The organism is Sulfobacillus harzensis (genome assembly GCF_012933365.1).
In the GTDB taxonomy this organism is placed as follows: domain Bacteria; phylum Bacillota; class Sulfobacillia; order Sulfobacillales; family Sulfobacillaceae; genus Sulfobacillus_B; species Sulfobacillus_B harzensis.
On sequence record NZ_JABBVZ010000002.1, the window covers coordinates 73,743 to 93,910 of the forward strand.

General features: G+C 57.4%; 19 protein-coding genes and 1 tRNA gene. 17 read left to right on the forward strand and 3 right to left on the reverse strand.

Annotated elements, in window-relative coordinates; translation table 11 throughout:
* Positions 1-102: 102 nt before the first annotated feature.
* The gene (locus HIJ39_RS01070) at positions 103-1,626 is read right to left on the reverse strand and encodes a hypothetical protein (protein WP_169095796.1); all 1,524 of its coding nucleotides are present in this window, start codon (positions 1,624-1,626) and stop codon (positions 103-105) included.
* 151 nt (positions 1,627-1,777) lie between these two features.
* Between HIJ39_RS01070 and HIJ39_RS01075 the strand changes: the two genes are divergently transcribed.
* The 7 genes from HIJ39_RS01075 to HIJ39_RS01105 all read left to right on the forward strand — a co-directional run bounded on the left by HIJ39_RS01075 (position 1,778) and on the right by HIJ39_RS01105 (position 7,150).
* Positions 1,778-1,853 (forward strand) — tRNA-Thr (locus HIJ39_RS01075).
* A 57-nt stretch (positions 1,854-1,910) separates the two neighbouring features.
* Positions 1,911-3,008 carry a glycerate kinase gene (locus HIJ39_RS01080; RefSeq protein WP_169095798.1) on the forward strand — a complete coding sequence of 366 codons (1,098 nt, stop codon included), beginning with the start codon at positions 1,911-1,913 and terminating at the stop codon, positions 3,006-3,008.
* A gap of 21 nt (positions 3,009-3,029) precedes the next feature.
* A complete protein-coding gene (locus HIJ39_RS01085) occupies positions 3,030-3,818 on the forward strand; it encodes an enoyl-CoA hydratase/isomerase family protein (protein WP_169095862.1) in 789 nt (262 codons plus the stop codon).
* A 2-nt stretch (positions 3,819-3,820) separates the two neighbouring features.
* The gene (locus HIJ39_RS24855; RefSeq protein WP_169095800.1) at positions 3,821-4,663 is read left to right on the forward strand and encodes a 3-hydroxyacyl-CoA dehydrogenase NAD-binding domain-containing protein; all 843 of its coding nucleotides are present in this window, start codon (positions 3,821-3,823) and stop codon (positions 4,661-4,663) included.
* Positions 4,653-5,324 carry a 3-hydroxyacyl-CoA dehydrogenase family protein gene (locus HIJ39_RS01095; protein ID WP_169095802.1) on the forward strand — a complete coding sequence of 224 codons (672 nt, stop codon included), beginning with the start codon at positions 4,653-4,655 and terminating at the stop codon, positions 5,322-5,324. The genes HIJ39_RS24855 and HIJ39_RS01095 overlap by 11 nt, the downstream gene beginning before the upstream one ends.
* Before the next feature lies 1 nt (position 5,325).
* A complete protein-coding gene (locus HIJ39_RS01100; RefSeq protein WP_169095804.1) occupies positions 5,326-6,528 on the forward strand; it encodes a thiolase family protein in 1,203 nt (400 codons plus the stop codon).
* Positions 6,529-6,532: 4 nt separating this feature from the next.
* Positions 6,533-7,150: a histidine phosphatase family protein gene (locus HIJ39_RS01105; protein WP_169095806.1), complete on the forward strand. Its 618-nt coding sequence runs from the start codon at positions 6,533-6,535 to the stop codon at positions 7,148-7,150.
* On the opposite strand, the gene HIJ39_RS01110 is transcribed toward HIJ39_RS01105, so the two are convergent.
* On the reverse strand, positions 7,133-8,455 hold the full coding sequence (locus tag HIJ39_RS01110) for a DNA recombination protein RmuC (RefSeq protein WP_420824554.1): 1,323 nt from the start codon (positions 8,453-8,455) through the stop codon (positions 7,133-7,135). The genes HIJ39_RS01105 and HIJ39_RS01110 overlap by 18 nt on opposite strands.
* A 292-nt stretch (positions 8,456-8,747) precedes the next feature.
* On the opposite strand from HIJ39_RS01110, the gene HIJ39_RS01115 reads away from it, so the two are divergent.
* From HIJ39_RS01115 to HIJ39_RS01130, 4 genes are all read left to right on the forward strand, one after another.
* Positions 8,748-9,779 carry a S1C family serine protease gene (locus HIJ39_RS01115; protein WP_338055035.1) on the forward strand — a complete coding sequence of 344 codons (1,032 nt, stop codon included), beginning with the start codon at positions 8,748-8,750 and terminating at the stop codon, positions 9,777-9,779.
* Between the two features lie 148 nt (positions 9,780-9,927).
* A complete protein-coding gene (locus tag HIJ39_RS01120) occupies positions 9,928-10,392 on the forward strand; it encodes a 23S rRNA (pseudouridine(1915)-N(3))-methyltransferase RlmH (protein WP_338055036.1) in 465 nt (154 codons plus the stop codon).
* Between the two features lie 31 nt (positions 10,393-10,423).
* Entirely contained in the window at positions 10,424-11,464 is a 1,041-nt protein-coding gene (locus HIJ39_RS01125; RefSeq protein ID WP_169095814.1) for an NADH:flavin oxidoreductase/NADH oxidase, read from the forward strand.
* Complete coding sequence (locus HIJ39_RS01130; protein ID WP_169095816.1) at positions 11,461-11,790, forward strand: nucleotide pyrophosphohydrolase; 330 nt, start codon at positions 11,461-11,463, stop codon at positions 11,788-11,790. The genes HIJ39_RS01125 and HIJ39_RS01130 overlap by 4 nt, the downstream gene beginning before the upstream one ends.
* 51 nt (positions 11,791-11,841) lie before the next feature.
* Here the strand turns inward: HIJ39_RS01130 and HIJ39_RS01135 are convergent, their stop codons facing one another.
* Positions 11,842-13,086, reverse strand: a complete 1,245-nt coding sequence (locus HIJ39_RS01135) for an MFS transporter (protein ID WP_169095818.1) — start codon at positions 13,084-13,086, stop codon at positions 11,842-11,844.
* A 346-nt stretch (positions 13,087-13,432) separates the two neighbouring features.
* Here HIJ39_RS01135 and lpdA point away from each other — a divergent pair, with 346 nt between their 5' ends.
* The 6 genes from lpdA (at position 13,433) to lipA (ending at position 20,168) form a co-directional block, all read left to right on the forward strand.
* A complete protein-coding gene (gene lpdA / locus HIJ39_RS01140; RefSeq protein WP_169095820.1) occupies positions 13,433-14,836 on the forward strand; it encodes a dihydrolipoyl dehydrogenase in 1,404 nt (467 codons plus the stop codon).
* Positions 14,837-14,851: 15 nt separating this feature from the next.
* On the forward strand, positions 14,852-15,838 hold the full coding sequence (locus tag HIJ39_RS01145) for a thiamine pyrophosphate-dependent dehydrogenase E1 component subunit alpha (RefSeq protein WP_169095822.1): 987 nt from the start codon (positions 14,852-14,854) through the stop codon (positions 15,836-15,838).
* Between the two features lie 29 nt (positions 15,839-15,867).
* A complete protein-coding gene (locus HIJ39_RS01150) occupies positions 15,868-16,848 on the forward strand; it encodes a thiamine pyrophosphate-dependent dehydrogenase E1 component subunit alpha (RefSeq protein ID WP_338055037.1) in 981 nt (326 codons plus the stop codon).
* 68 nt (positions 16,849-16,916) lie between these two features.
* A complete protein-coding gene (locus HIJ39_RS01155) occupies positions 16,917-17,900 on the forward strand; it encodes an alpha-ketoacid dehydrogenase subunit beta (RefSeq protein ID WP_169095824.1) in 984 nt (327 codons plus the stop codon).
* An 18-nt stretch (positions 17,901-17,918) separates the two neighbouring features.
* The gene (locus HIJ39_RS01160) at positions 17,919-19,208 is read left to right on the forward strand and encodes a dihydrolipoamide acetyltransferase family protein (RefSeq protein ID WP_169095826.1); all 1,290 of its coding nucleotides are present in this window, start codon (positions 17,919-17,921) and stop codon (positions 19,206-19,208) included.
* A gap of 63 nt (positions 19,209-19,271) precedes the next feature.
* Positions 19,272-20,168 carry a lipoyl synthase gene (gene lipA, locus HIJ39_RS01165; RefSeq protein ID WP_169095828.1) on the forward strand — a complete coding sequence of 299 codons (897 nt, stop codon included), beginning with the start codon at positions 19,272-19,274 and terminating at the stop codon, positions 20,166-20,168.

Here is a 20,168-nt window from a genome sequence, read left to right on the forward strand (position 1 = left end):
CCTGATTAATGAAGCGGGGATTCGTGTATGCATCACGCAATCCCTGCCTGGGGCGAGGAGGATGTTTAAGGCTGCCCCTTCCTATTTAGGAGGCGAACCCGCCTACAATCGCTCTAAGGTATCCTTGCCACGATGAAGATACCAGAAGATGGAGGCCAATAGAACCACAACAAACGCGACCATCCCTCCGACTACCAGCAGCGACCGTCCGGGATAGAGGCCAAAATTAATCCAGCGATGCACAACGGGCTCTGCAGGGATGGCATAAAGGAGGAGGCTTACTGGCAAAAAGATGAGCGTGACCAACCCAAACAACTGAATGTTGCGGGAATCCCGCCGGGCGGCGGCTTCGCGCACTTCGCTGTCTTTTTCGCGGGCGAGGTCGGCTAAATAGTTGTCAATATCATGGACCTCTTCCTTGAGGTCATTGTACATGCGTACCACGTGGAATTCTTCCTGCCAGCGCATATAGATATGGTTGCGCTCTTCGCTGACAGAGGCCTGACTAAAGTAGCAGCGCGAGGTAAAGTCATAAATCTCCTCTCGCAACTGGCGCAGTTCGGCCCCCCGTTCTGGGGAGAGTCCGGCTTGGGCGGCGGCCATGGCATACCGAATGATGCTGAGCCGTTGGTGAAAGGGAATCAGCATCATGTCAAAGTAACTGGTGCGAAAGGATTCCATCGCCGGCGCCGGCTGACCAGCAAAGTGTTCCAGGCCATTTTGGTAGGCGAGAATGAATCCCCCATCCAAGCTTTGACTATGGATGACGTTGTGATAAGGGACATAGTGATGCTGGGCGTCCTCCATGTGGATTTGCGAAAATGTGCTGATGTTGTTGGGGGTATAGGTCTTTCGCAGAATGGTCAAGTGATGTTCGGCAAACTCTTGAAACCGCCGGTCGAGCCACCCCGAATTTTCAGCAGACCGGGGATGGAGCAGCAAAGCACCGTAGATGGGCAGGAAGCGACCGGCCATAGGCGTAATGACCACGGGACTGTGGGACGTGGAAAAGGTTCCGAGGAGGTCATCAATCAAGCGCCGCATGGTTAGCACACCTCGCTGTTGACATAGGCCGGCAATGCTGAAGGCGTTTGAGGTGGCGGTGCCGCGCGGTTTCTCCAGATGAAACGGGGCCCCATTGACAAATGAGGCGAGACGCGCGTTCATCTCCTCTACCTGGTCGATGGCGATTTTGGAGACATCGTCCGGCTGAATTTCAATCGCTAAACAGGCGACCCCATTAAAAAACACGTGCAGCGTCACATCGCGAATGCAAAATCGAAGCTCCTGCGCTGGGTCCTCTTCAAATACATAGACAGCCTGGGGCATGAGGCATACTTCATGTAAGACAAAGCGTTGATGAATGGACGGCTCCGTTAGATACTGCTGGACGTAGGGCAAAAAGTTGTCCAGCTCCCGGTCCCCGAAGGGACGAGGATGCCAGATTACGGGATGGTGGACATCCGACATCAAGACCTGGACAAAATCTTGGCCCGAGGCCTGAACTTTTGGCGTCTCGCGGTGGATAAAGAGAAAGGGATACAAAAATTTAGACCATGTGTCGGCAACCGACCACAGCGAATTGTCTGTCGTTCTATCTAAACTCTTGGGTTCCGTGGATGACATGGGATTTCCCCCCCAAACCCTTTGGCGCTATTATCCCACGGTGCGGTTACTCATCATCAGAAGCGGACACGAATGGTTGGACACAGCGCGTGAGTGGGATTGATTAACACTTGAATGGCTGAATGGCGTCATAGTATAATACCATTCGATTGCTGGCGTAGCTCAGTCGGTAGAGCAACGGTTTCGTAAACCGTAGGTCGTCGGTTCAAGTCCGACCGCCAGCTCCATTTTTGTCCCCGTGGAGACATTATGTTGCTATTGGGCCATTTTTTGCGATGAGAATCTTGATAGCGCCCGATCGCTTCCATCCCACCATGAAAGCTTTGGCTGTGGCGCAGGCCATGGCGCGCGGCTTACAACCAGTATTTCCTCATGACGAATTGCTCATGTATCCATGGTCCAGCGGCGGAGCTGGGACGACCGATTTGGCCGTGCGGTATGGCAAAGGCCGCGTTCGCCATGAACGCCTGGTTTTGCCAACCGGCCGACCTCGGGACGTGAAATGGGCTTGGTTGCCGGACGGCACCGTTATTTTTGACGCTAAAGACGCCCTAGGTGCGCCCGATGGTCCTAATCCTCTGCGTCATACATATCATGACAGTTACCCGTTGGGCGCCATGATTCGTTCACTGCTCAGGTATCAGCCCCGGCAAATGGTTATCGCCTTAGGCGACGTACTGACGGCGGATGGCGGCCATGGTCTTCTGCAGGCTTTCGGCGTTCAACCATTGGATGATAAAGGGGATGCCTTGGCTAAAGGCATCCGTCCGCTTCTCCATCTGGAGGAGGTGCGATTTGATGATATGGACCCGCCCGCCATTCCCATTGTTGCCTTAACAGATGAGATGGTCAGTTGGAATGACCGTGTAAAACGGGAGGATTTTCGACTAGACTTAATTTATGGGGGATTGCTGGATGCCTCCCACCGGTTCGGCGATTTGCTTGCGGAGCACATTGCAATGCCGCTCAGGGGTCTGCCCGGGACTGGGGTGGGGGGCGGACTGGGAATAGCCCTGGCGTTCTTGGGCTCGCAATTTCGGCCAGGTGCTGAATATTTGGCCGAGTTGGCGTCCATGACGGAGATTATGTGGCAGGTGGATTGGGTAATGACGGGCGGGGCGATGTTGAGCGAGGGGGGGCTTAATGGTGCGGTCGGAATGATGGCGCGGATGGCCCGGGACGCTGGGGTGCCAGCGGTGGCGCTGACCCTGGAAATGCGCACGGGGTACGCCGCCTTGTATGGTGCGGGGTTATCCGGCATCTATTCCGTTCTTGACCGGCCGCGAAGCCTGAAGGAGGCTCAACGGTCCCTGCCATCTTTGATTGAAAAAGCCGCCTGGAGAATAGGCATGTGGATGCAAGCCATGTCTGATCCCTCGTGAGCGGAGGAAGGCAGGAACGTGATGGAATCCTATCAGTGGTTGGAGTTTGAACGGTCGGATGGCATTGCTACCGTCGCTTTAAATCGTCCCGAAACGTTGAATGCGCTGACCGATGAACTTTTGGCGGAATTGGGCGAGGCCGTCAAGCAGGTTGAGCGGGACCGGGAAGTGCGGGTGCTGGTGTTGACCGGACGTGGGCGTGGATTTTGTTCGGGTCAGGATTTGAAGTCCTTTCAGGAGACCCCCGGAGAGCGCGATATCGGAGCCCACCTCGACCGCTATTATCATCCCTTAATCATGAAGTTGCACCACTTAGAGAAGCCCACCATTGCCATGGTTAATGGTGTCGTTGCCGGCGCTGGGATGTCGTTAGCTCTAGCTTGCGACTTCCGCATCGCAGCCGAAGGTGCTCGGTTTTCCCAGGCGTTTGTGCGCATTGGGCTGGTGCCTGATTCTGGCTCTACCTACTTTCTGCCACGCTTGATTGGCGTCTCCCGTGCGCTTGAAATGGCGCTGACTGGGAAGATGGTTGATGATCGCACGGCATTGGAATGGGGACTCATCAATCAGTTGGTGCCACGCGAGCGGCTTGAAGAGGCTACTTACGAATTGGCTCGAAACCTAGCCGCGGGTCCGCCCGTCGCGCTTGATCTAATTAAGCGTGGAATAGCCTACGGGGCATCCCATGGGCTCTCCGAGGCTTTGGAGCGAGAAAAGGACTTTCAAATTGTGGCGGCGCGCACCGAAGATCATCACTCAGCCGTGCAGGCGTTTTTCGAGAAAAAGACGCCAATCTTTCGGGGGCGATAATCGTGCGGGTAGTGATTATCGGATCGGGGACAATGGGGACTGGGATTGCTGAGGTCGCCTTGGCAGCCGGTGAGGAGGTCATTCTGACCGACCCCGATGAAGCAGCTCGGAAGCGAGCTCAGAGCCGCATTGCGACGCGTCTTCAACGGAGCATCGAAAAAGGGCGCCTTCAAGGGGAGGTAGACCTGCTTCTTGCCCGTCTTGAAATTCATCCGTCGGGACCCGTTCAGGGGGTGGACTGGGTTATCGAGGCCGCCCCGGAAGACATCCATCTCAAGCAACAAATCTTTCATGACCTTGACGACCAATATCCGGAGGACACGTGGCTCGCCAGCAACACCTCCTCCATTGCGATTAGCACGGTACAAGCTCGAGCGCAGCGCTATCCGGAACGCATTGGCGGTCTGCACTTTTTTAATCCGGTGCCACGCATGGCCTTGGTGGAGATTATCGCCGGCCTGGATACCAGCCCCGCCTATGTGCAACGGGCGTTGGATCTCACAGCCCGTTGGGGAAAAACCGGGGTCGCGGTGCCGGATCGACCGGGATTTTTAGTCAACCGGGTTGCCCGCCCCTACTACTTGGAGGCACTGCGCATGGTTGATGAGGGGGTGGCGCCGCTTGAAACAGTGGATGCCGTAATGGAGGGCGTCGGTTTTCCCATGGGCCCGTTTCGGGTCATGGATTTGGTGGGCATTGATGTCAACTTATCGGTGACTCGAGCGGTTTACGAGCAGACATCGTACGATGACCGCTATCGGCCGCACCCTCTACAGGAGCGCCTGGTCGAGCGGGGCCGATTGGGACGAAAGAGCGGACGGGGGTTCTATTCCTATGACGCGTGATACTGTGTTTGCCGTTGGTGGCACCGTCCAGGAGCGGGAGCGGTGGTCAGACACGTTTAAAGGGCGCGTTGCCTGGCTGGATGACGATCAACTGGATGCGGCGTCCTCGGCGTCTTTGGTGGTGGAAATTTCGCTGGGACCGCTGACAGATAAACGCCGACGGTTGCGAGAACTGGCCAACCGGAGAGTCAAGCGCATCGTGAGCGCGGCGTCCACGGCGACCGTTCACGCGCAACGGATTTGGATGGATGAGTCGGTACCCATCCTGGGTCTCGATCCGCTTTTAGTCATGGCGGGTGGCAGGACCCAGACGGTAAGCGGCTCAGACGACATGCTGCCATGGCTACACGACCTTTGGCCCGATTGGGCTTTTCGGAGGGTGGATGACACCGTAGGCCTAATCTTTTCCCGGGAAATACTGCCGATTATCAACGAGGCGGCGGCATTTTTTGAACAGGGGCTTACGGCTCGCGATATCGATCAGGGAGTCCGTCTAGGTCTCAATTATCCCCGAGGCCCCATTCAGTGGGCGGAACATTTTGGGTGGCCCGCCGTCTATTGGGGCCTTCGTGCGCTTGAGGATATGTACGGTCCGCGGTTTCGTCCCCATCCCTGGATACGCCGTGAGGTAGGGAGCTCGTTAGTGGAACGGGAGGAATAGTATGCGCGAGGTAGCAGTGGTCGCCGCACGACGCACACCGATTGGGCGGCATCACGGGGTACTGAAGGATGTACGGCCGGATGATTTGGCAGCCTTGGTGCTGAAGCAAGTGATCCAGGATGCCGGTATTGACGCCGGTGAAGTGGATGATGTGTTGTTGGGAGCGGCCAATCAAGCAGGAGAGGACAACCGCAACGTGGCCCGAATGGCCCTGCTGTTGGCGGGATTTCCGGTCACCGTTCCCGGCGCCACCTTCAATCGGCTGTGCGGCAGCTCCTTGGAGGCGGTCAATCGCGGATATCAGGCCATCAAGAGCGGCGATGCCGATATCGTGGTGGCGGGCGGTGTGGAATCAATGACACGGGCTCCGTTTGTCCTGCCAAAATCGGCGAAGGGTTTTCCCACCGGGAACCAACAGTTGTTTGACACCACGATCGGTTGGCGCATGATCAATCCGCGTCTTGCTGCGATGCATCACCCGTATTCCATGGGAGAGACGGCAGAGAACCTCGCCGAGCGCTTCAACATAGCCCGTGAGGACCAAGATGCCTGGGCATTGCAATCCCATCAGCGGGCGGTGGCCGCGCAGGAAAGCGGACACTTTTCCCGGGAAATTGTCCCCGTTCCCATCGAGGATGCTAAAAGCGGGGAAACTCGCTGGGTCACTCAGGACGAACATCCCCGCAAGGATACCAGCCTGGAGAAATTGGCCCGGCTTCGCCCCGCTTTTCGCCAGGGGGGAACGGTCACCGCGGGCAACGCATCTGGCATAAACGACGGCGCGGCGGCGGTCGTGTTGATGGCGTTGGACCAGGCGGAGGCGCGGGGTATTCGGCCTATGGCCGTCATCCGCGGCACCGGGGTAGCCGGCGTTGATCCCGCGATTATGGGCTATGGACCGGTGCCGGCCAGCCAAAGGGCCCTTCAGCGCGCTGGATGGACGTTGGATGACATTGAGCAGGTGGAGTTGAACGAAGCCTTTGCGGCGCAGGTGTTGGCGGTGTTGCACGACTTGCCCTTTGATCCCCGTATCGTCAATGTGCACGGAGGTGCTATCGCCCTGGGTCATCCGTTGGGAGCCTCAGGTGCGCGGATTCTCACCACGCTCATTTACGGCATGGAGACAAGCGGAGCCCGCCGCGGGCTGGCCACAATGTGTATTGGCGTCGGCCAAGGCATTGCGACGTTGATAGAACGGGTTTAGGTCGGTGGCTCGGATCTATCTTGCCCGTCACGGAGAGACCGATTGGAACCGACTGGGACGGTTCATGGGACAACAGGATATTCCATTGAACGCTCGGGGTAAGAGCCAGGCGCAGGAACTCGGAGAGCGTCTTTACGGGGTGGGGTTTGGGGCGTGCTTTACGTCGGATCTTACGCGTGCCCAACAAACGGCCGAAATTGTCCTCGAATCCCTGGGAAGCGATCTTGTTCCCGTGCGGGACGTCCGCTTTCGGGAAATTGACGGCGGTCGTTTTGAGGGTCTCACGCGCGAGGAACAGAAAGCCTCCTATCCTCACGAATTCCAGGTCCGCGAAGCCGCCAAATCTCAAGGAGGCGACCAGCGGATTCCCTTCCCCGGCGGCGAGAGCTTTTCGGAAATGGTCTCCCGGGCCTTAGGTGGGCTGGACGACATCGCTCGCCTGGAGGCCCGGGGTCCCGTCCTGGTGGTCACGCATGGTGGGGTGATTCAAGCGGTGTTGAGCCACATTCTTCATCTGACGCGAGATTCTTTGGATCGCATGACAATTGCTAATGGGCGCGCCACAATCGTTGACTGGTCAAACTCCGGTGAGACCGCCCAGATTTTAGGGATTAACATCTAGCTCGACGTCTAACGCCGCCTCTAACAGAGGGGCGGCTTGTTCCTGGGGAAGCGCCTCAACCGTGCGGAGCTTTCTCTCAATCACACGCGTTCGGGTGGCGGCGCTTTCGATGGTGTTGCTCGCCTCTTGCAGCTTTTTCTGCGTCTTCTCCAACACCTCCCCGAACTTGCCAAACTCCGTCTTGACGGCCCCGAGAAGCTTCCACACCTCGCTGGATCGCTTTTGAATGGCCAACGTCCGAAAGCCCATCTGCAGACTATTAAGCAGGGCGGTAATCGTCGTGGGACCGGTTACGACCACGTGGTAGTCGCGCTGGATACTTTCCCAAAGCCCCGGCCGACGCAGCACTTCGGCAAATAGGCCTTCAACGGGGAGAAATAAAATGGCAAAGTCAGTCGTCACGGGCGGATTGAGGTATTTCTCACCGATACTCCGTGCTTCCAGCTTGATGCGGTTTTCCAGCATTTTGCCAGCCTCTTGAGCTTGTGCCAAGTCTCCTGCATCCTGGGCCTCCAGTAGGCGCTGATAGTCCTCTAGCGGGAATTTGGCATCAATTGGCAAAAGCACCACATCTCCATGGTCATCTTTGCCCGGCAGTCGAATGGCGAAGTCCACCCGTTCCGCGCTGCCGCGTTTGACCGCAGCTTTCTCTTCATATTGGTCGTGGGTGAGCACCTGCTCCAGAATATTGTCCAGTTGAATCTCGCCCAGCGTTCCGCGTGTCTTCACATTGGTCAACACCTTTTTCAAGTCGCCCACCCCGGAGGCCAAGGTTTGCATTTCACCCAGCCCCTTTTGCACTTGTTCAAGCCTCTCACTGACAATCTTGAAGGATTCTCCCAAGCGCTGCTCCAGCGTTTGATGCAGTTTCTCGTCCACTGTCATCCGCATCTTTTCCAGTTGATCGGAGTTATCCTTCTGGAGGTTGGCGAGCTGCTGCTCGACGGTTGTGCGAATTTGCTCCAATTTGGCTGCGTTCATTTGCGTGAGTTCCGACACCTGGCGCATGAATGAATCTAAAAGATTTTTCTGTTGTGCGGCCATCTCGCCTAATTGATCGGATTGGTGGCGGCTTTGGGTGTGCAACATTTGTTGGGTGTTCTCTTGAAAAGCCCCGAAGCGTTCCCGTTGCCGAGAGGCCGCCTGTTCCTGGAAGGCATGGAAACTTTTCATGCCGCTGTCCAACGTATCGAAGCGGGCGCCTACCAGCGTCATAAGCTGAGACGAGAGGGATTGCATCTGATTGTCCAGATCGTCGCGAAAGCCCTTGAAAGCCGAAGCCCACTCTTGTCGAGACCGGGCCAATTCATCGCGCAGCGTTTTCTCTTGCCGCTCCTGACCTTGTTCCAGCCGGCTGGTTCTTTCCTCCAACAAATCACGAACACTTCTGGTCCAATTGCCGGTGAGAAGAACAAGCAGGATTGCGATGCCGACCAATAAGGCTGCTGCCGACAGGATGTCCGGGAGAATCACAGGGGTCCACCACCATTTCGATATTTTCCTTATTATACCGACGATGGCACGGGACGACAGGTATTGGGAACAGTCTAAGCGCCCTATCCCCCTCATATGTTTGTCCTAGATGGGAGGGATCTCGGTGGGGCTCAGGATAAAGACACTCATTGTGGGGATTGCGGGATTGCTCCTGGGAGCGTGGTTGATGACGTTTCTCGGGCCCAAGCCTAACAGCGATACCTTCAATTGGCCGGCGGTCGAGGTGGCCAAGCGGGTGGGGCCTTCTGTGGTGGTTGTGCAAAACAATCGTCTGAATGGAAGTCGTGAGCAAATGAAAGGCATGGGCTCCGGCGTGGTGCTGAACCGCGAAGGAGATATTGTAACCAACTACCACGTGGTTCAGGGAGCCGATGCGCTGACGGTGGTGCTGTCGACCGGTCAACGCTTTCGAGCTCGGGTGGTCGGTGTTGACCCTCCCACCGACTTGGCCGTCATTCGCATTCACGCCCAACATTTAGTTCCGATTCATTTTACCAGTTCTCGCGCGATTGAGCCCGGGCAATTGGTGGTGGCGATTGGCAACTCGCTGGGACTGACGCACACGGTCACCGTGGGTGTGGTATCGGCTAAAGACCGGGTGATGTATCGCGACGGATGGGAATATCACCTAATCCAAACAGACGCGGCGATAAACCCGGGAAACAGCGGGGGGCCCTTGGTCAACGACCGGGGCGAGCTCATCGGGATCAATTCGAGCAAGATTGCCCAAACCGGCGTCGAGGGTATTGGATTTGCCATTCCCAGTGATACCGTACAGTATGTCGTACAACAGCTGATACGGTACGGACGCGTGCGCCGCCCGTGGATGGGGATCACCCTGCAACCAGTTCCGAATCACCAGCTCGGTATGATGATTGTGAGCGTGGCGCCCAACGGGCCGGCGGCGGTCGCCGGACTTCGGGCGGGCGATCTGGTAACGGCCATTAACCACCATCCGGTCCACAATCTCCGCGATGTCGTCAAAGTATTGGAACACACGACCGTGGGCCGCGAGATTGATGTGTCGGTCCTTCGCGGGACGGCGAATCTGACGGTGCGCATTCGACTGCAAGAGATCCCTCAGCCAGCGGCGTCGGAGGAGAGCTCCACCGCTCACCGGAAACATCCCGCCTAAATCACGCACATCGGCTAACGGAAAGGCAGACGGGGAAACCCGTCTGTTTCGGTTTAGGGAACCATAACGCCAGCTTTTTTCGAGCCGCGGTGGCAACCGAGGTATGCTAAAATCGGCTCCAATTGCAGACGCTCTTGGAGGAGGACACGTGAGCCAATTTCGTTTGTTAACTGTGGGTCGTCCACGCGATCAGCGTTTAGCGGGTCTCGTCGCAGAATATGTCAAGCGCCTTAGCCCCTTGGGGCTCACGTGGCAGACTGTGGCCGAAGTGCCCTTTAAACGCGGACAGGAGTCCATCTCACAAATCCGGGAAGGAGAACGGCTATTAGCACGCATTGGCGCACGGGACTTTGTGGTGTTGCTGGATGTCAAGGGCGAGCAGGTGGATTCGCCAGGACTGGCGCAGCATCTCGAGCGTTGGCGGAAACTGTCTCGCCCTATAACCGTGGTGGTAGGCGGCAGCGCCGGCGTTTCCGACGCTGTTCAGACACGGGCCGACTGGCGCTGGTCGTTGACGCCGCTCACGTTACCGCACGGCTTGGCACAAGTGGTGGTGGCCGAACAACTGTACCGGGCATGGACAATAGGGCAAGGACACCCTTATCATAAGTAAGCAGCCAGAAATACGAGACGAGGTGTGAGGCATGGCAGGATTGTTCGACCGTTTTGCACTAAATGGCTTAGAGATCAAAAACCGTGTGATGATGTCGCCGATGTGCCAATACTCGGTGTGGGCCAAGGATGGGGCACCGAATGAGTGGCATTATGTGCATTACATATCGCGGGCGGTGGGCGGCGTCGGTCTCGTGATGATGGAAATGACCGATGTCGTGCCGGACGGCCGCATTACCGTGTACGATCTGGGCATTTGGGATGACGCCCAAATCCCTGCGTTTCGCCGCATTGTTGATCAGGTTCACAGCTACGGGGCCAAAATCGGGATTCAACTTGCTCACGCGGGGCGCAAAGCGGAGTCTCCCGAATTGCAACCGGAGGCACCTTCACCGATTGCCTTCTCGGATAAGTATCGCGTGCCCCGCGAACTGAGTCGGGATGACATTCGCCGGCTGGTGGACGCCTTCCGTGAGGGAGCCCGACGGGCGCTCGAGGCGGGGGTGGATACCCTTGAGCTGCATGGCGCTCACGGATACCTCATTCACCAATTTATGTCGCCCCTGTCCAACCACCGTACGGACGAATACGGGGAGCCCACCCGCTTTGGCGTCGAGGTGATTGAGGCGGTCAAGTCCGTTATGCCGAGCGGTATGCCGCTCTTAATGCGGCTTTCCGCCACCGAATACACCGATCAGGGCTACAGCTTTGCCGATTTGCTGGAAATGGCTCGCATCTATCGCGATCACGGGGTGGATATGTTTGACGTGTCCACGGGCGGAAACGCGGTGGTGCACATTCACGATTATCCTGGATATCAACTGCCCTATGCTGCCGAGTTGAAAAAAGCGCTGAATGTGCCGGTCATTACGGTAGGCCGCATGGAATCGTTTGATCTGGCTCAGGCGGCTCTCGAACGGGGCGAAGCGGACATGGTGGCGATTGCCCGTGGACTTCTCCGCGACCCGTATTGGGCGAATGCGGCGGCCTTGCACTTCGAGCAGCACGTCCAGGTCCCCCAGGAATATTACCGGGCTTTTCCTCGTTGGTTTACCACCGGAGAGTCCCGATGACGATTGGTGAGATGCAGCAGACGGTGGATGCCTGGATTAGTCAATTCGAGGAAGGGTATTTCTCACCCGCGGTGATGATGCTGCGCCTCACGGAGGAACTGGGAGAGTTGGCCCGCGAGGTCAATCATCAGTTTGGCCCCAAGCAGAAAAAGGCCAATGAGCCTGAGAATTCGTTGGAAATGGAATTGGGCGATATCCTGTTTGTGCTGGCATCCTTCGCCAACAGTCTTCAGATTGATCTGGATGCAGCCTTTCAAGCGGTGATGAAGAAATTTGAAACGCGGGACCGCGACCGCTGGACCCGTCGCGAGACCCCCACCCCATAAGCGGCGCATGCTGCATCATGAGCAGGACTCGTGGAGGGTCCTGCTCCTCTTTTAGCGGACCTTGCGGACGCGAGTCACTAGTATCGAGCCGAAAAGAAAGTAGACAAAGGTTAGGACGAAGAGTGCGCGGTATGAGAAGGCGTTGCCAAAGTGGACGACGAGGACGGCCAATAGGATGCCGGCAACGGCGGTGGAGATGGTCTGTGCCACCGTTTGTGAAATGGACCAGAGACCCATGTCCTTAGCGGCGTCTCCCGTCGGCGGCAGCACGTCGACCGCCAAGGCCCAATCGGTGGAGAGATAGGTTCCGTAACCTAAGCCAAAGATGACCGCAAACACTGTCACCATCAATAAGCTATGGGTGAACACAAATCCCAAAGCGGCGGCGCCCATGACGAAGCCGCCCATGATAACCATAATTTTGCGCCGACTCCATTTGTCCGAAAGCCATCCCGCACTGAGGACGGACGCCAGTGAAGCCAGTGTAACCGCGATGAGCGCCTGATCCAGCATCGGGTTGGGATTGGCCAGATGTTGGACAAAGTGGAGATAGTAATAGAGGTAGTACTCCAACGTGGAAAACCCCAGCATGACCAGAAGCCGTGTGAAAAATACCCACCACCAGTCGCCGTGAACTTTGGGAGGGATCCAGAAACTCTTGAGAAACGTGCTGAGATGCCAGTCCGGCGGTTTTTGCCGGAGGGGAACTTCCGGAACACCGAGCACCGTGACAACCAGACCTACCAGTTGCAAAACCGCCAGCACCAGAAAGGTGGTCCGCACGGTGAAAAAGCTGGGCAGCAGCACACCACCAATTATGGCGGCTTGGCTCATGAGTCCCATGTAACCGGAGGCCACGCCGCGTTGTTCAAAAACCACCACGTCCGGGATGAGCGCTTGGTAGGGAGCGGACGCTAAGTTCGAGAAGACCTGCAATAGGAGATAAAAGAAGAGAAAGGTCGCGAAGCGGTGGGAAAATCCCATGGCCGCCAGCGCGAGCGCCGTCCCTGCCACCCCGGTTACCATATACGGACGTCGGCGTCCGGCTCGATGGGTGCTGCGATCGGAGAGCGCCCCAACGATGGGTTGAATTATCGAGGCCAGTAACGCCCCGGATGCGGTCAGCCAGGACACGGCTGGGCCGGATCGGGCTGGGCCGACCATGTGCAGCACAACCTCGGGCACGACAATGATGATGAGCGCAGTCCATTGCATATTAGAGGTGAGCCAGAAGAAACTTAGCGCCAGGTTTTCCGCCACGTTAAGCCGATGAGGATTGGCTGCCGCGGTTTTCAAGAAGAGGCCCCCTCGGGGATCCGGTTGCCGATAAATTCGACAAATATTGCCGTCTTCCTTGTTTGAACTGGCGGCGCGGAGGTAGTTGCGATAAGTTGGTGAAAGCGTTAGGCTCTAGGTAGCCTCAAAGGGTGGAATCGAAAGCATTAGCCGGTCTCTTTATTCCTCTTCTCGAGCCGCGGCGGGCCGCGTCAGGGACCGGAATCGTCGGGGTCTAGGAACGGCGGGCTTGTGGCCGGCCGCCGATGGGCATGCGTCGAGAGCACTCTTTGGGCAGTGAGCGTGCGTCCTGGCCATATTGCTAAGGGCGCGGCGTGTCCCGACACCAGGTTTAGGGAGGAGAAGTATGGCAGAGACCAGTTTTGACGTCATTATCCTCGGAGGCGGCACCGGTGGATATGTGGCCGCCATTCGGGCGGCGCAGCTAGGATTGAAAACCGCCTTGGTTGACGCGGGCCGGGTGGGCGGAACTTGCCTTCACCGGGGCTGCATTCCCACCAAAGCGCTGTTACATACCGCAGAGCTGTATCACACTTTTCAGCATCGCGATGAGTTCGGCATCACGGCCGACAAGGTTGGGTTGGACTACGACAAGGCCATGGCTAAGAAGGATAAAGTGGTAACCCAGCTTTGGAAGGGCGTCGAGTTTTTACTTAAGAAAAACAAGGTAACGGTGGTTCAAGGTTGGGGCCGCTTGGTGGATGCCTCGCACGTGGAGGTCGCCCAAGAGTCCGGGAAAACAACCCTAACAGCCAAAGATATTGTCCTGGCGACCGGCTCCGTGCCCCGGGAACTCCCCGACTTGCCCTTTGATGGCAAGCAGATTTTAAGTTCCGACCACATTTTGGAGAAGACCGACATCCCCAAGTCCATCATCATTTTAGGCGGGGGCGCCATCGGCGTCGAGTTCGCCTCCATGTACAACGATTTCGGCGCCAATGTCACTTTGATCGAAATGCTCCCCCATATTCTTCCGCAGGATGACGAGGAAGTTGCGGGCGAATTGACCAAGATGCTCACCAAGCGGGGCATCAAAATTTTGGCCGGTACCAAGTTTGATCTCAAGAGCGTGAAGAAGAGCGCCAAGGGTGTTAGTGCGAAGGTGACCGGGCCGGACGGCAAGGTGTCCGAGATAAATGGCGAGGTGCTCTTGGTGGCCGTAGGACGCAAAGCCATCACGGAAGACGTCGGGCTGGAGACGGTGGGCGTCAAGGTTGAACGGGGCTTCGTCACCGTGGACGACCATTACCGTACTAACGTCCCGCACATCTACGCTATCGGTGACTTGATTGGAGGCTACCTGTTGGCCCATGTCGCATCGCACGAGGGCATGATTGCGGTCGAGACCATCGCTGGCAAGAATCCCGAGTTGCTTGATCCCGCCCGAGTTCCGCGCGTCACCTACTCGCGGCCGGAGGTTGCCTCGGTCGGCTTGACCGCTAAAGAGGCACAAGATCGTGGATATGATGTGAAGGTCGGGGTGTTTCCTTTCCGCGCTAACGGCAAGTCGCTGATCCTGGGCGAACCGGACGGCATTGTCAAGTTGGTGGCCGACAAGAAAACGGACGCATTGTTGGGAGCTCACATTGTGGGTCCGCACGCATCCGACTACATCAACGAGATGGCGCTGGCGCGTTTCTTGGAAGCGACCGCATGGGAAGTGGCGGAAAGCGTTCATGCGCACCCCACGGTATCGGAAGTGCTGCATGAAGCTGCCTTGGCGGTGGACGGGCACGCTATTCACATTTAATCGAGGGGGACGCCAATGGCAGGCCTCGAGCAAGATGCGGAACGGCTTCAGACCATGTATTATTACATGGTGCTAAGTCGCGAACTTGACCGGCGGATATGGATTCTGAACCGCCAAGGCAAGTCGGCGTTTGTGATCTCTGGTCAGGGTCAGGAAGGGGTTCAGGTAGGCGCTGCGATGGCGCTGGACCCGACGTCCGACTGGCTGGCCCCGTATTATCGCGACATGGCGATGGTGATGGCGTTCGGGATGACGCCGCGGGAGGTAATGCTGGGCCAGCTGGGCCGGGCGGCCGATCCCAATTCCGGCGGGCGGCAAATGCCGTCGCACTATGGTCACTATGCCAAGCGCATTTTGACGGGTTCTTCGCCGGTGGCAACGCAGGTCGTGCATGCTGTGGGTTTGGCGTGGGCCATGAAGTTGAAGCACACCGAAGGCGTGGTGCTCACCTCGTTGGGGGAAGGCTCTACGAATCAGGGCGAGTTTCATGAGGCGCTGAACTTTGCGGCTGTCCATAAGACGCCGGTAATTGTTCTGGTTGAGAACAACGGCTACGCCATTTCCGTTCCGCAAGAGCGGGAAATGGCCATCCATGATGTGGCCGAGAGAGGCCAAGGCTACGGCATCCCATCGGTGGTCGTGCGAGGCTCCGACCCAATGGAAGTGTACCAGGTGGTACGCGAAGCTCGACTTCGGGCGCTGCGCGGGGAAGGACCCACGCTCATTGAAGCCAAAACGCATCGGTTTACCGCGCATTCCAGCGATGACGACGATCGCAGCTATCGTTCGCGGGAGAAGTTGGAGGAAGAAAAGCGGGACGATCCCCTGGTGGTGTTCCGTACTTGGTTGGAAAAGGAAAAACTGTGGGATAGTGAGGCCGAAAAAGCGCTCTATCAGCGCGTGAAGCAGGAAGTAGACGATGCCACGGACTTTGCGGAACAGTCTCCCGAGCCCGATCCGGGCACGCTCTATGACCATGTCTATGGCTCCTCCCCAGCATAAACGGTGAGGATTGAAAGGAGAGGGTGAGGGTGTCAGACAACGGATTAACTCCTGAGCTGATGCTGGACATGTATTACCACATGGCGCTTGCTCGCGCCGTGGACGACCGCATGTGGATTTTAAACCGGCAAGGACGCGCGCCGGTGGTATATACCTCCAACGGGCATGAGGCCGCCCAGGTAGGCTCGGCATTCGCCTTGAATCGCGGGGAAGATTGGATTTGCCCGTATTACCGGGACTTGGCATTGGTGTTGGCGTATGGCATGACGCCGCGCGAAGTGATGCTGCACTTATTGGGTCGAGCTGATGACCCGAACTCGGGCGGACGGCAGATGCCAGCTCACTGGGGGCATGCCAAACTGCACATTTTAACCGGCGGGTCTGTGGTGGCCACCCAAGACGTGCATGCCGCCGGATTGGCCTTGGCGTCCAAAGTTTTAAAGGATGGGCGGGTGTCGGTGGCGTACTTCGGCGAAGGCTCCACCAGCCAAGGCGAATTCCACGAGGCGCTGAACTTTGCCGCAGTACATAAGCTGCCGGTGATTTTCTTCAACGAAAACAATGGCTACGCCATTTCGGTGCCGTCGCGCAAGCAGATGGCGGTTCAGGATGTGGCAGCACGGGCCGCTGGTTACGGTATGCCGGGCGTGATTGTGGATGGCAACGATCCTGTTAAAGTCTACGAAGTTGTGAAAGAGGCCGCTGATCGAGCCCGCCGCGGCGAAGGTCCAACCCTGATCGAAGCCAAGACCTATCGCTTCGTGCCCCATTCCAGTGACGACGACGATCGCGCCTATCGTTCCCGCGAGGAGGTTGCCGAAGCGAAAAAGCGCGACCCCATCGCGATGTTTGAGAAGCGCTTGAAGGACGAAGGCATTCTCACTGACGAGAAACTTAAGGAGATGCAGAAAAAGATTAAGGATATCGTCAATGATGCCACGGATTTTGCTGAAAAGGCGGCTTTGCCGGATCCCGCCACGCTCGGGGATCACGTCTACGGATCGTTGTAAGTCGACGACGGATGAAACCAGATAAGGAGGGCAAAGTCCGGCGTTGACCAAGAGCCGGGCGAACGACTATGGCGGTATTAAGCTATCTAGAAGCGATTCGGGAAACTTTGCGCCAAGAGATGCGGCGCGACGAACGCATCATCATTTATGGTGAGGACGTGGGGGTGCGGGGCGGAGTGTTCCGCGTCACCGAGGGATTGCAAAAGGAGTTTGGAGAAGAGCGGGTGATTGACTCGCCTTTGGCGGAAGCGGCCATCGTCGGCACGGCGATTGGCGCAGCCATTAATGGTCTGCGGCCCGTTCCGGAAATTCAATTTGCCGACTTCATTTTCCCCGCCATTAACCAGATTGTGCAGGAGGCGGCGCGCATTCGCTACCGCTCCAACGGCACCTTCCATGTGCCGTTGGTGATTCGGGCGCCTTTTGGTGGTGGTGTTCACGGTGCCCTGTATCACTCGCAAAGCGTGGAGGCGTTCTTTGCCCACGTTCCGGGCCTCAAGGTTGTGGTGCCGGGGACTCCGTATGATGCCAAGGGACTGCTGGCCTCAGCCATCCAAGACGAGGATCCGGTGCTGTACTTTGAACACAAGGCCGCATACCGGTCGTTGAAGGGTGAGGTGCCTGATGAACGGTACCTGATTCCCATCGGTCAGGCCGACTATAAACGCCAGGGCAAGGATGTTTCCATTATTACCTATGGTCTCATGGTGAGCTATGCGCTCAAGGCGGCCGAAGAGCTGGAGAAGGAAGGAATTTCCGTTGAGGTGCTGGACCTTCGATCGGTGAGGCCCTTGGATGTGGAGAAAATACTGGAGACAGCCAAGAAGACCGGTAAAGTACTTGTCGTGCACGAAGACAATTTGACCGGCGGCATCGGTGGGGAGGTTAGTGCCCTCATCTCGGAGCATGCGCTCTTCTATCTCGACGCGCCCATCATGCGTCTGGCGGGACCGGACGTTCCGGCAATGCCGTATGCGGCACCACTAGAGCACGCCTTCATGGTTACGCCGGAGAAGATTCGTGACAAGGCGCGAGAATTGGCCAAGTTCTAAGAGACGAGGAGGATGCACATGGCTACCGAAGTTGTCACCATGCCGCAATTGGGCGAATCAGTCACCGAGGGGACCATTGGCCAGTGGCTGAAAAATGTCGGCGACGAGGTGGAAAAGTACGAGTCGCTGTTGGAAGTCATGACCGACAAGGTCAATGCGGAAGTGCCCTCCCCCGTATCCGGCAAGGTTTCCAAAATCTTGGTGGATCCGGGCACGACAGTTCCCATTGGAACACCCATTTGCGAGATTGAAGTTGAAGGAGCGGGATCCGGGGAGTCGCAGGAAACGCCGGCTCCCGAGGCCGCGGCACCCCAAGCGGCGGAACCCGCTGCCGCCCAAACTGCCGAGCCCAGTCGTCCGGCTCCCTCAACGGGTGAGATCCGGGGGCGTTACTCGCCGGCCGTTCGTCGCTTGGCGGAGGAGCATGGTATCAATCCGGCCGAAGTTGCGGGAACCGGTGCGGGCGGACGTGTAACCCGCAATGACATTTTAAAGGCCGTGGAAAACCAAGCTCAAGCTCCGGCAGCTGGGCAGGCCGCCACCGCCCAACCGGCACGCGAAGCGGCCACCGCTTCGTTTGCAGTGGAGTCGGCACCTGCCGTTATTGAGGATGGGGACACGGTCGAGCCGTTGGCTCCGGTTCGCAAAGTCATTGCCGAGCGCATGGTGCGCTCCAAGCAGACTGTACCCCATGCTTGGCTGATGGTTGAGGTGGACGTGACGGGGCTTACCGAGCTACGCAGCCGCATCAAGGACGAGTTCAAGGAACGCGAGGGCGTGTCCCTGACATATGTGCCCTTTATGATGCGCGCTGTGGTGGAAGCTTTGCGGGCGGTTCCGGAGCTGAATTCCCAGTGGAACGGCGACTCCATTGTGCATAAGAAGCGCATTAACATTGGGATGGCGGCAGCAACCGACCGTGGATTGATTGTGCCTGTGGTTAAGGATGCGGACCAGAAGAACATCGTGGGGCTCGCCAAAGCCACACAGGACCTGGTCAAGCGTGCCCGAGCGGGTCGGCTAACCATGGACGATTTGTCCGGTGGGACGTTTACCCTGGACAACACCGGCGCCGTGGGCACGGTTCTCACCTATCCGGTGATTAACGCACCAGAGGTGGGCATCGTGACAATGGAGTCCATTGTCCGGCGGCCCGTGGTTGTCGGGGATATGATTGCCATTCGGTCAATGGTCAACATCTGCCTGTCGTTTGACCATCGGGTGGTGGATGGTGCCGAGGCTGGCAAGTTCTTGCAGGTGATTAAGAAGAACTTGGAGTCCATTGGGCCCAACACGTCGATTTACTAGGAGGTGAGGGAGCCATCCGGCTCCCTGGTCCCCCTAGCTCTGCCAGAGAGAAAGGAGTACCCCATGGAACCATTGCCCCAGGTTCATAAATCCCGTACGGCCCCTGGCCCCAAGCCGCCGCCGTGGTTGAAAGTGCGGTTGACTCAGGGCGAGAATTATCTCGAAATCAAGAACATGATGCGTTCGGAGACCCTGCATACGGTCTGCGAGGAGGCCCTTTGCCCAAATATTTACGAGTGTTGGGAAGCCCGTACCGCCACCTTTCTGATCTTGGGCGACATTTGCACGCGCAATTGCGGCTTCTGCGCCATTACCACTGGTCGGCCAACCGGACTCGATTTGTTGGAGCCGAAACGGGTGGCTCAAACCACCAAACGGATGGGACTCAAACACGTGGTGATTACGTCCGTCACCCGCGATGATCTTCCAGACGGAGGAGCCCAGATTTTTGTCGGTTGCATTGAGGAGATTCGCCGTGAGGTGCCCGGGTGTGGGGTTGAGGTGCTGATTCCGGATTTGATGGGCAACTGGAAGGCATTGGAACGCATTGTGGAGGCCCGCCCCGATATCTTGAACCATAATACCGAGTCGGTGCCCCGATTATACCCATGGGTTCGGCCCAAGGCCCGCTATGAAAGGACGATGGAGCTTTTGCGGCGAGTCAAGCAGCAAAATCCGGACGTCGTGACCAAGTCGGGAATCATGGTGGGACTCGGGGAAACCCGCGAGGAAATTCGCCAGGTGCTGGAGGATATGCGGGAAAACCTGGTAGATGTTCTAACCGTGGGTCAATACCTGCGCCCTGACCAAAAGCACTTGCCGGTGGAGCGCTATTACACCCCGGACGAGTTTCGGGAGATTAAGGTGGAGGCGGAAGCGCTAGGATTTCGGCATGTGGAGGCCGGCCCTCTGGTGCGGAGTTCCTATCATGCGGCTTCGCAGGTCCCCAAGGAGGTCTAA

Bases quoted from the DNA above. Each gene is read 5' to 3' on its own strand.
- HIJ39_RS01095 (WP_169095802.1), top strand. From the start codon at position 4,653: ATGACGCGTGATACTGTGTTTGCCGTTGGTGGCACCGTCCAGGAGCGG.
- HIJ39_RS01145 (WP_169095822.1), top strand. From the start codon at position 14,852: ATGGCAGGCCTCGAGCAAGATGCGGAACGGCTTCAGACCATGTATTAT.
- HIJ39_RS01155 (WP_169095824.1), top strand. From the start codon at position 16,917: ATGGCGGTATTAAGCTATCTAGAAGCGATTCGGGAAACTTTGCGCCAA.
- HIJ39_RS01070 (WP_169095796.1), bottom strand. From the start codon at position 1,626: ATGTCATCCACGGAACCCAAGAGTTTAGATAGAACGACAGACAATTCG.
- HIJ39_RS01100 (WP_169095804.1), top strand. From the start codon at position 5,326: ATGCGCGAGGTAGCAGTGGTCGCCGCACGACGCACACCGATTGGGCGG.
- lipA (WP_169095828.1), top strand. From the start codon at position 19,272: ATGGAACCATTGCCCCAGGTTCATAAATCCCGTACGGCCCCTGGCCCC.
- HIJ39_RS01125 (WP_169095814.1), top strand. From the start codon at position 10,424: ATGGCAGGATTGTTCGACCGTTTTGCACTAAATGGCTTAGAGATCAAA.
- HIJ39_RS01130 (WP_169095816.1), top strand. From the start codon at position 11,461: ATGACGATTGGTGAGATGCAGCAGACGGTGGATGCCTGGATTAGTCAA.
- HIJ39_RS01085 (WP_169095862.1), top strand. From the start codon at position 3,030: ATGGAATCCTATCAGTGGTTGGAGTTTGAACGGTCGGATGGCATTGCT.
- HIJ39_RS01160 (WP_169095826.1), top strand. From the start codon at position 17,919: ATGGCTACCGAAGTTGTCACCATGCCGCAATTGGGCGAATCAGTCACC.
- lpdA (WP_169095820.1), top strand. From the start codon at position 13,433: ATGGCAGAGACCAGTTTTGACGTCATTATCCTCGGAGGCGGCACCGGT.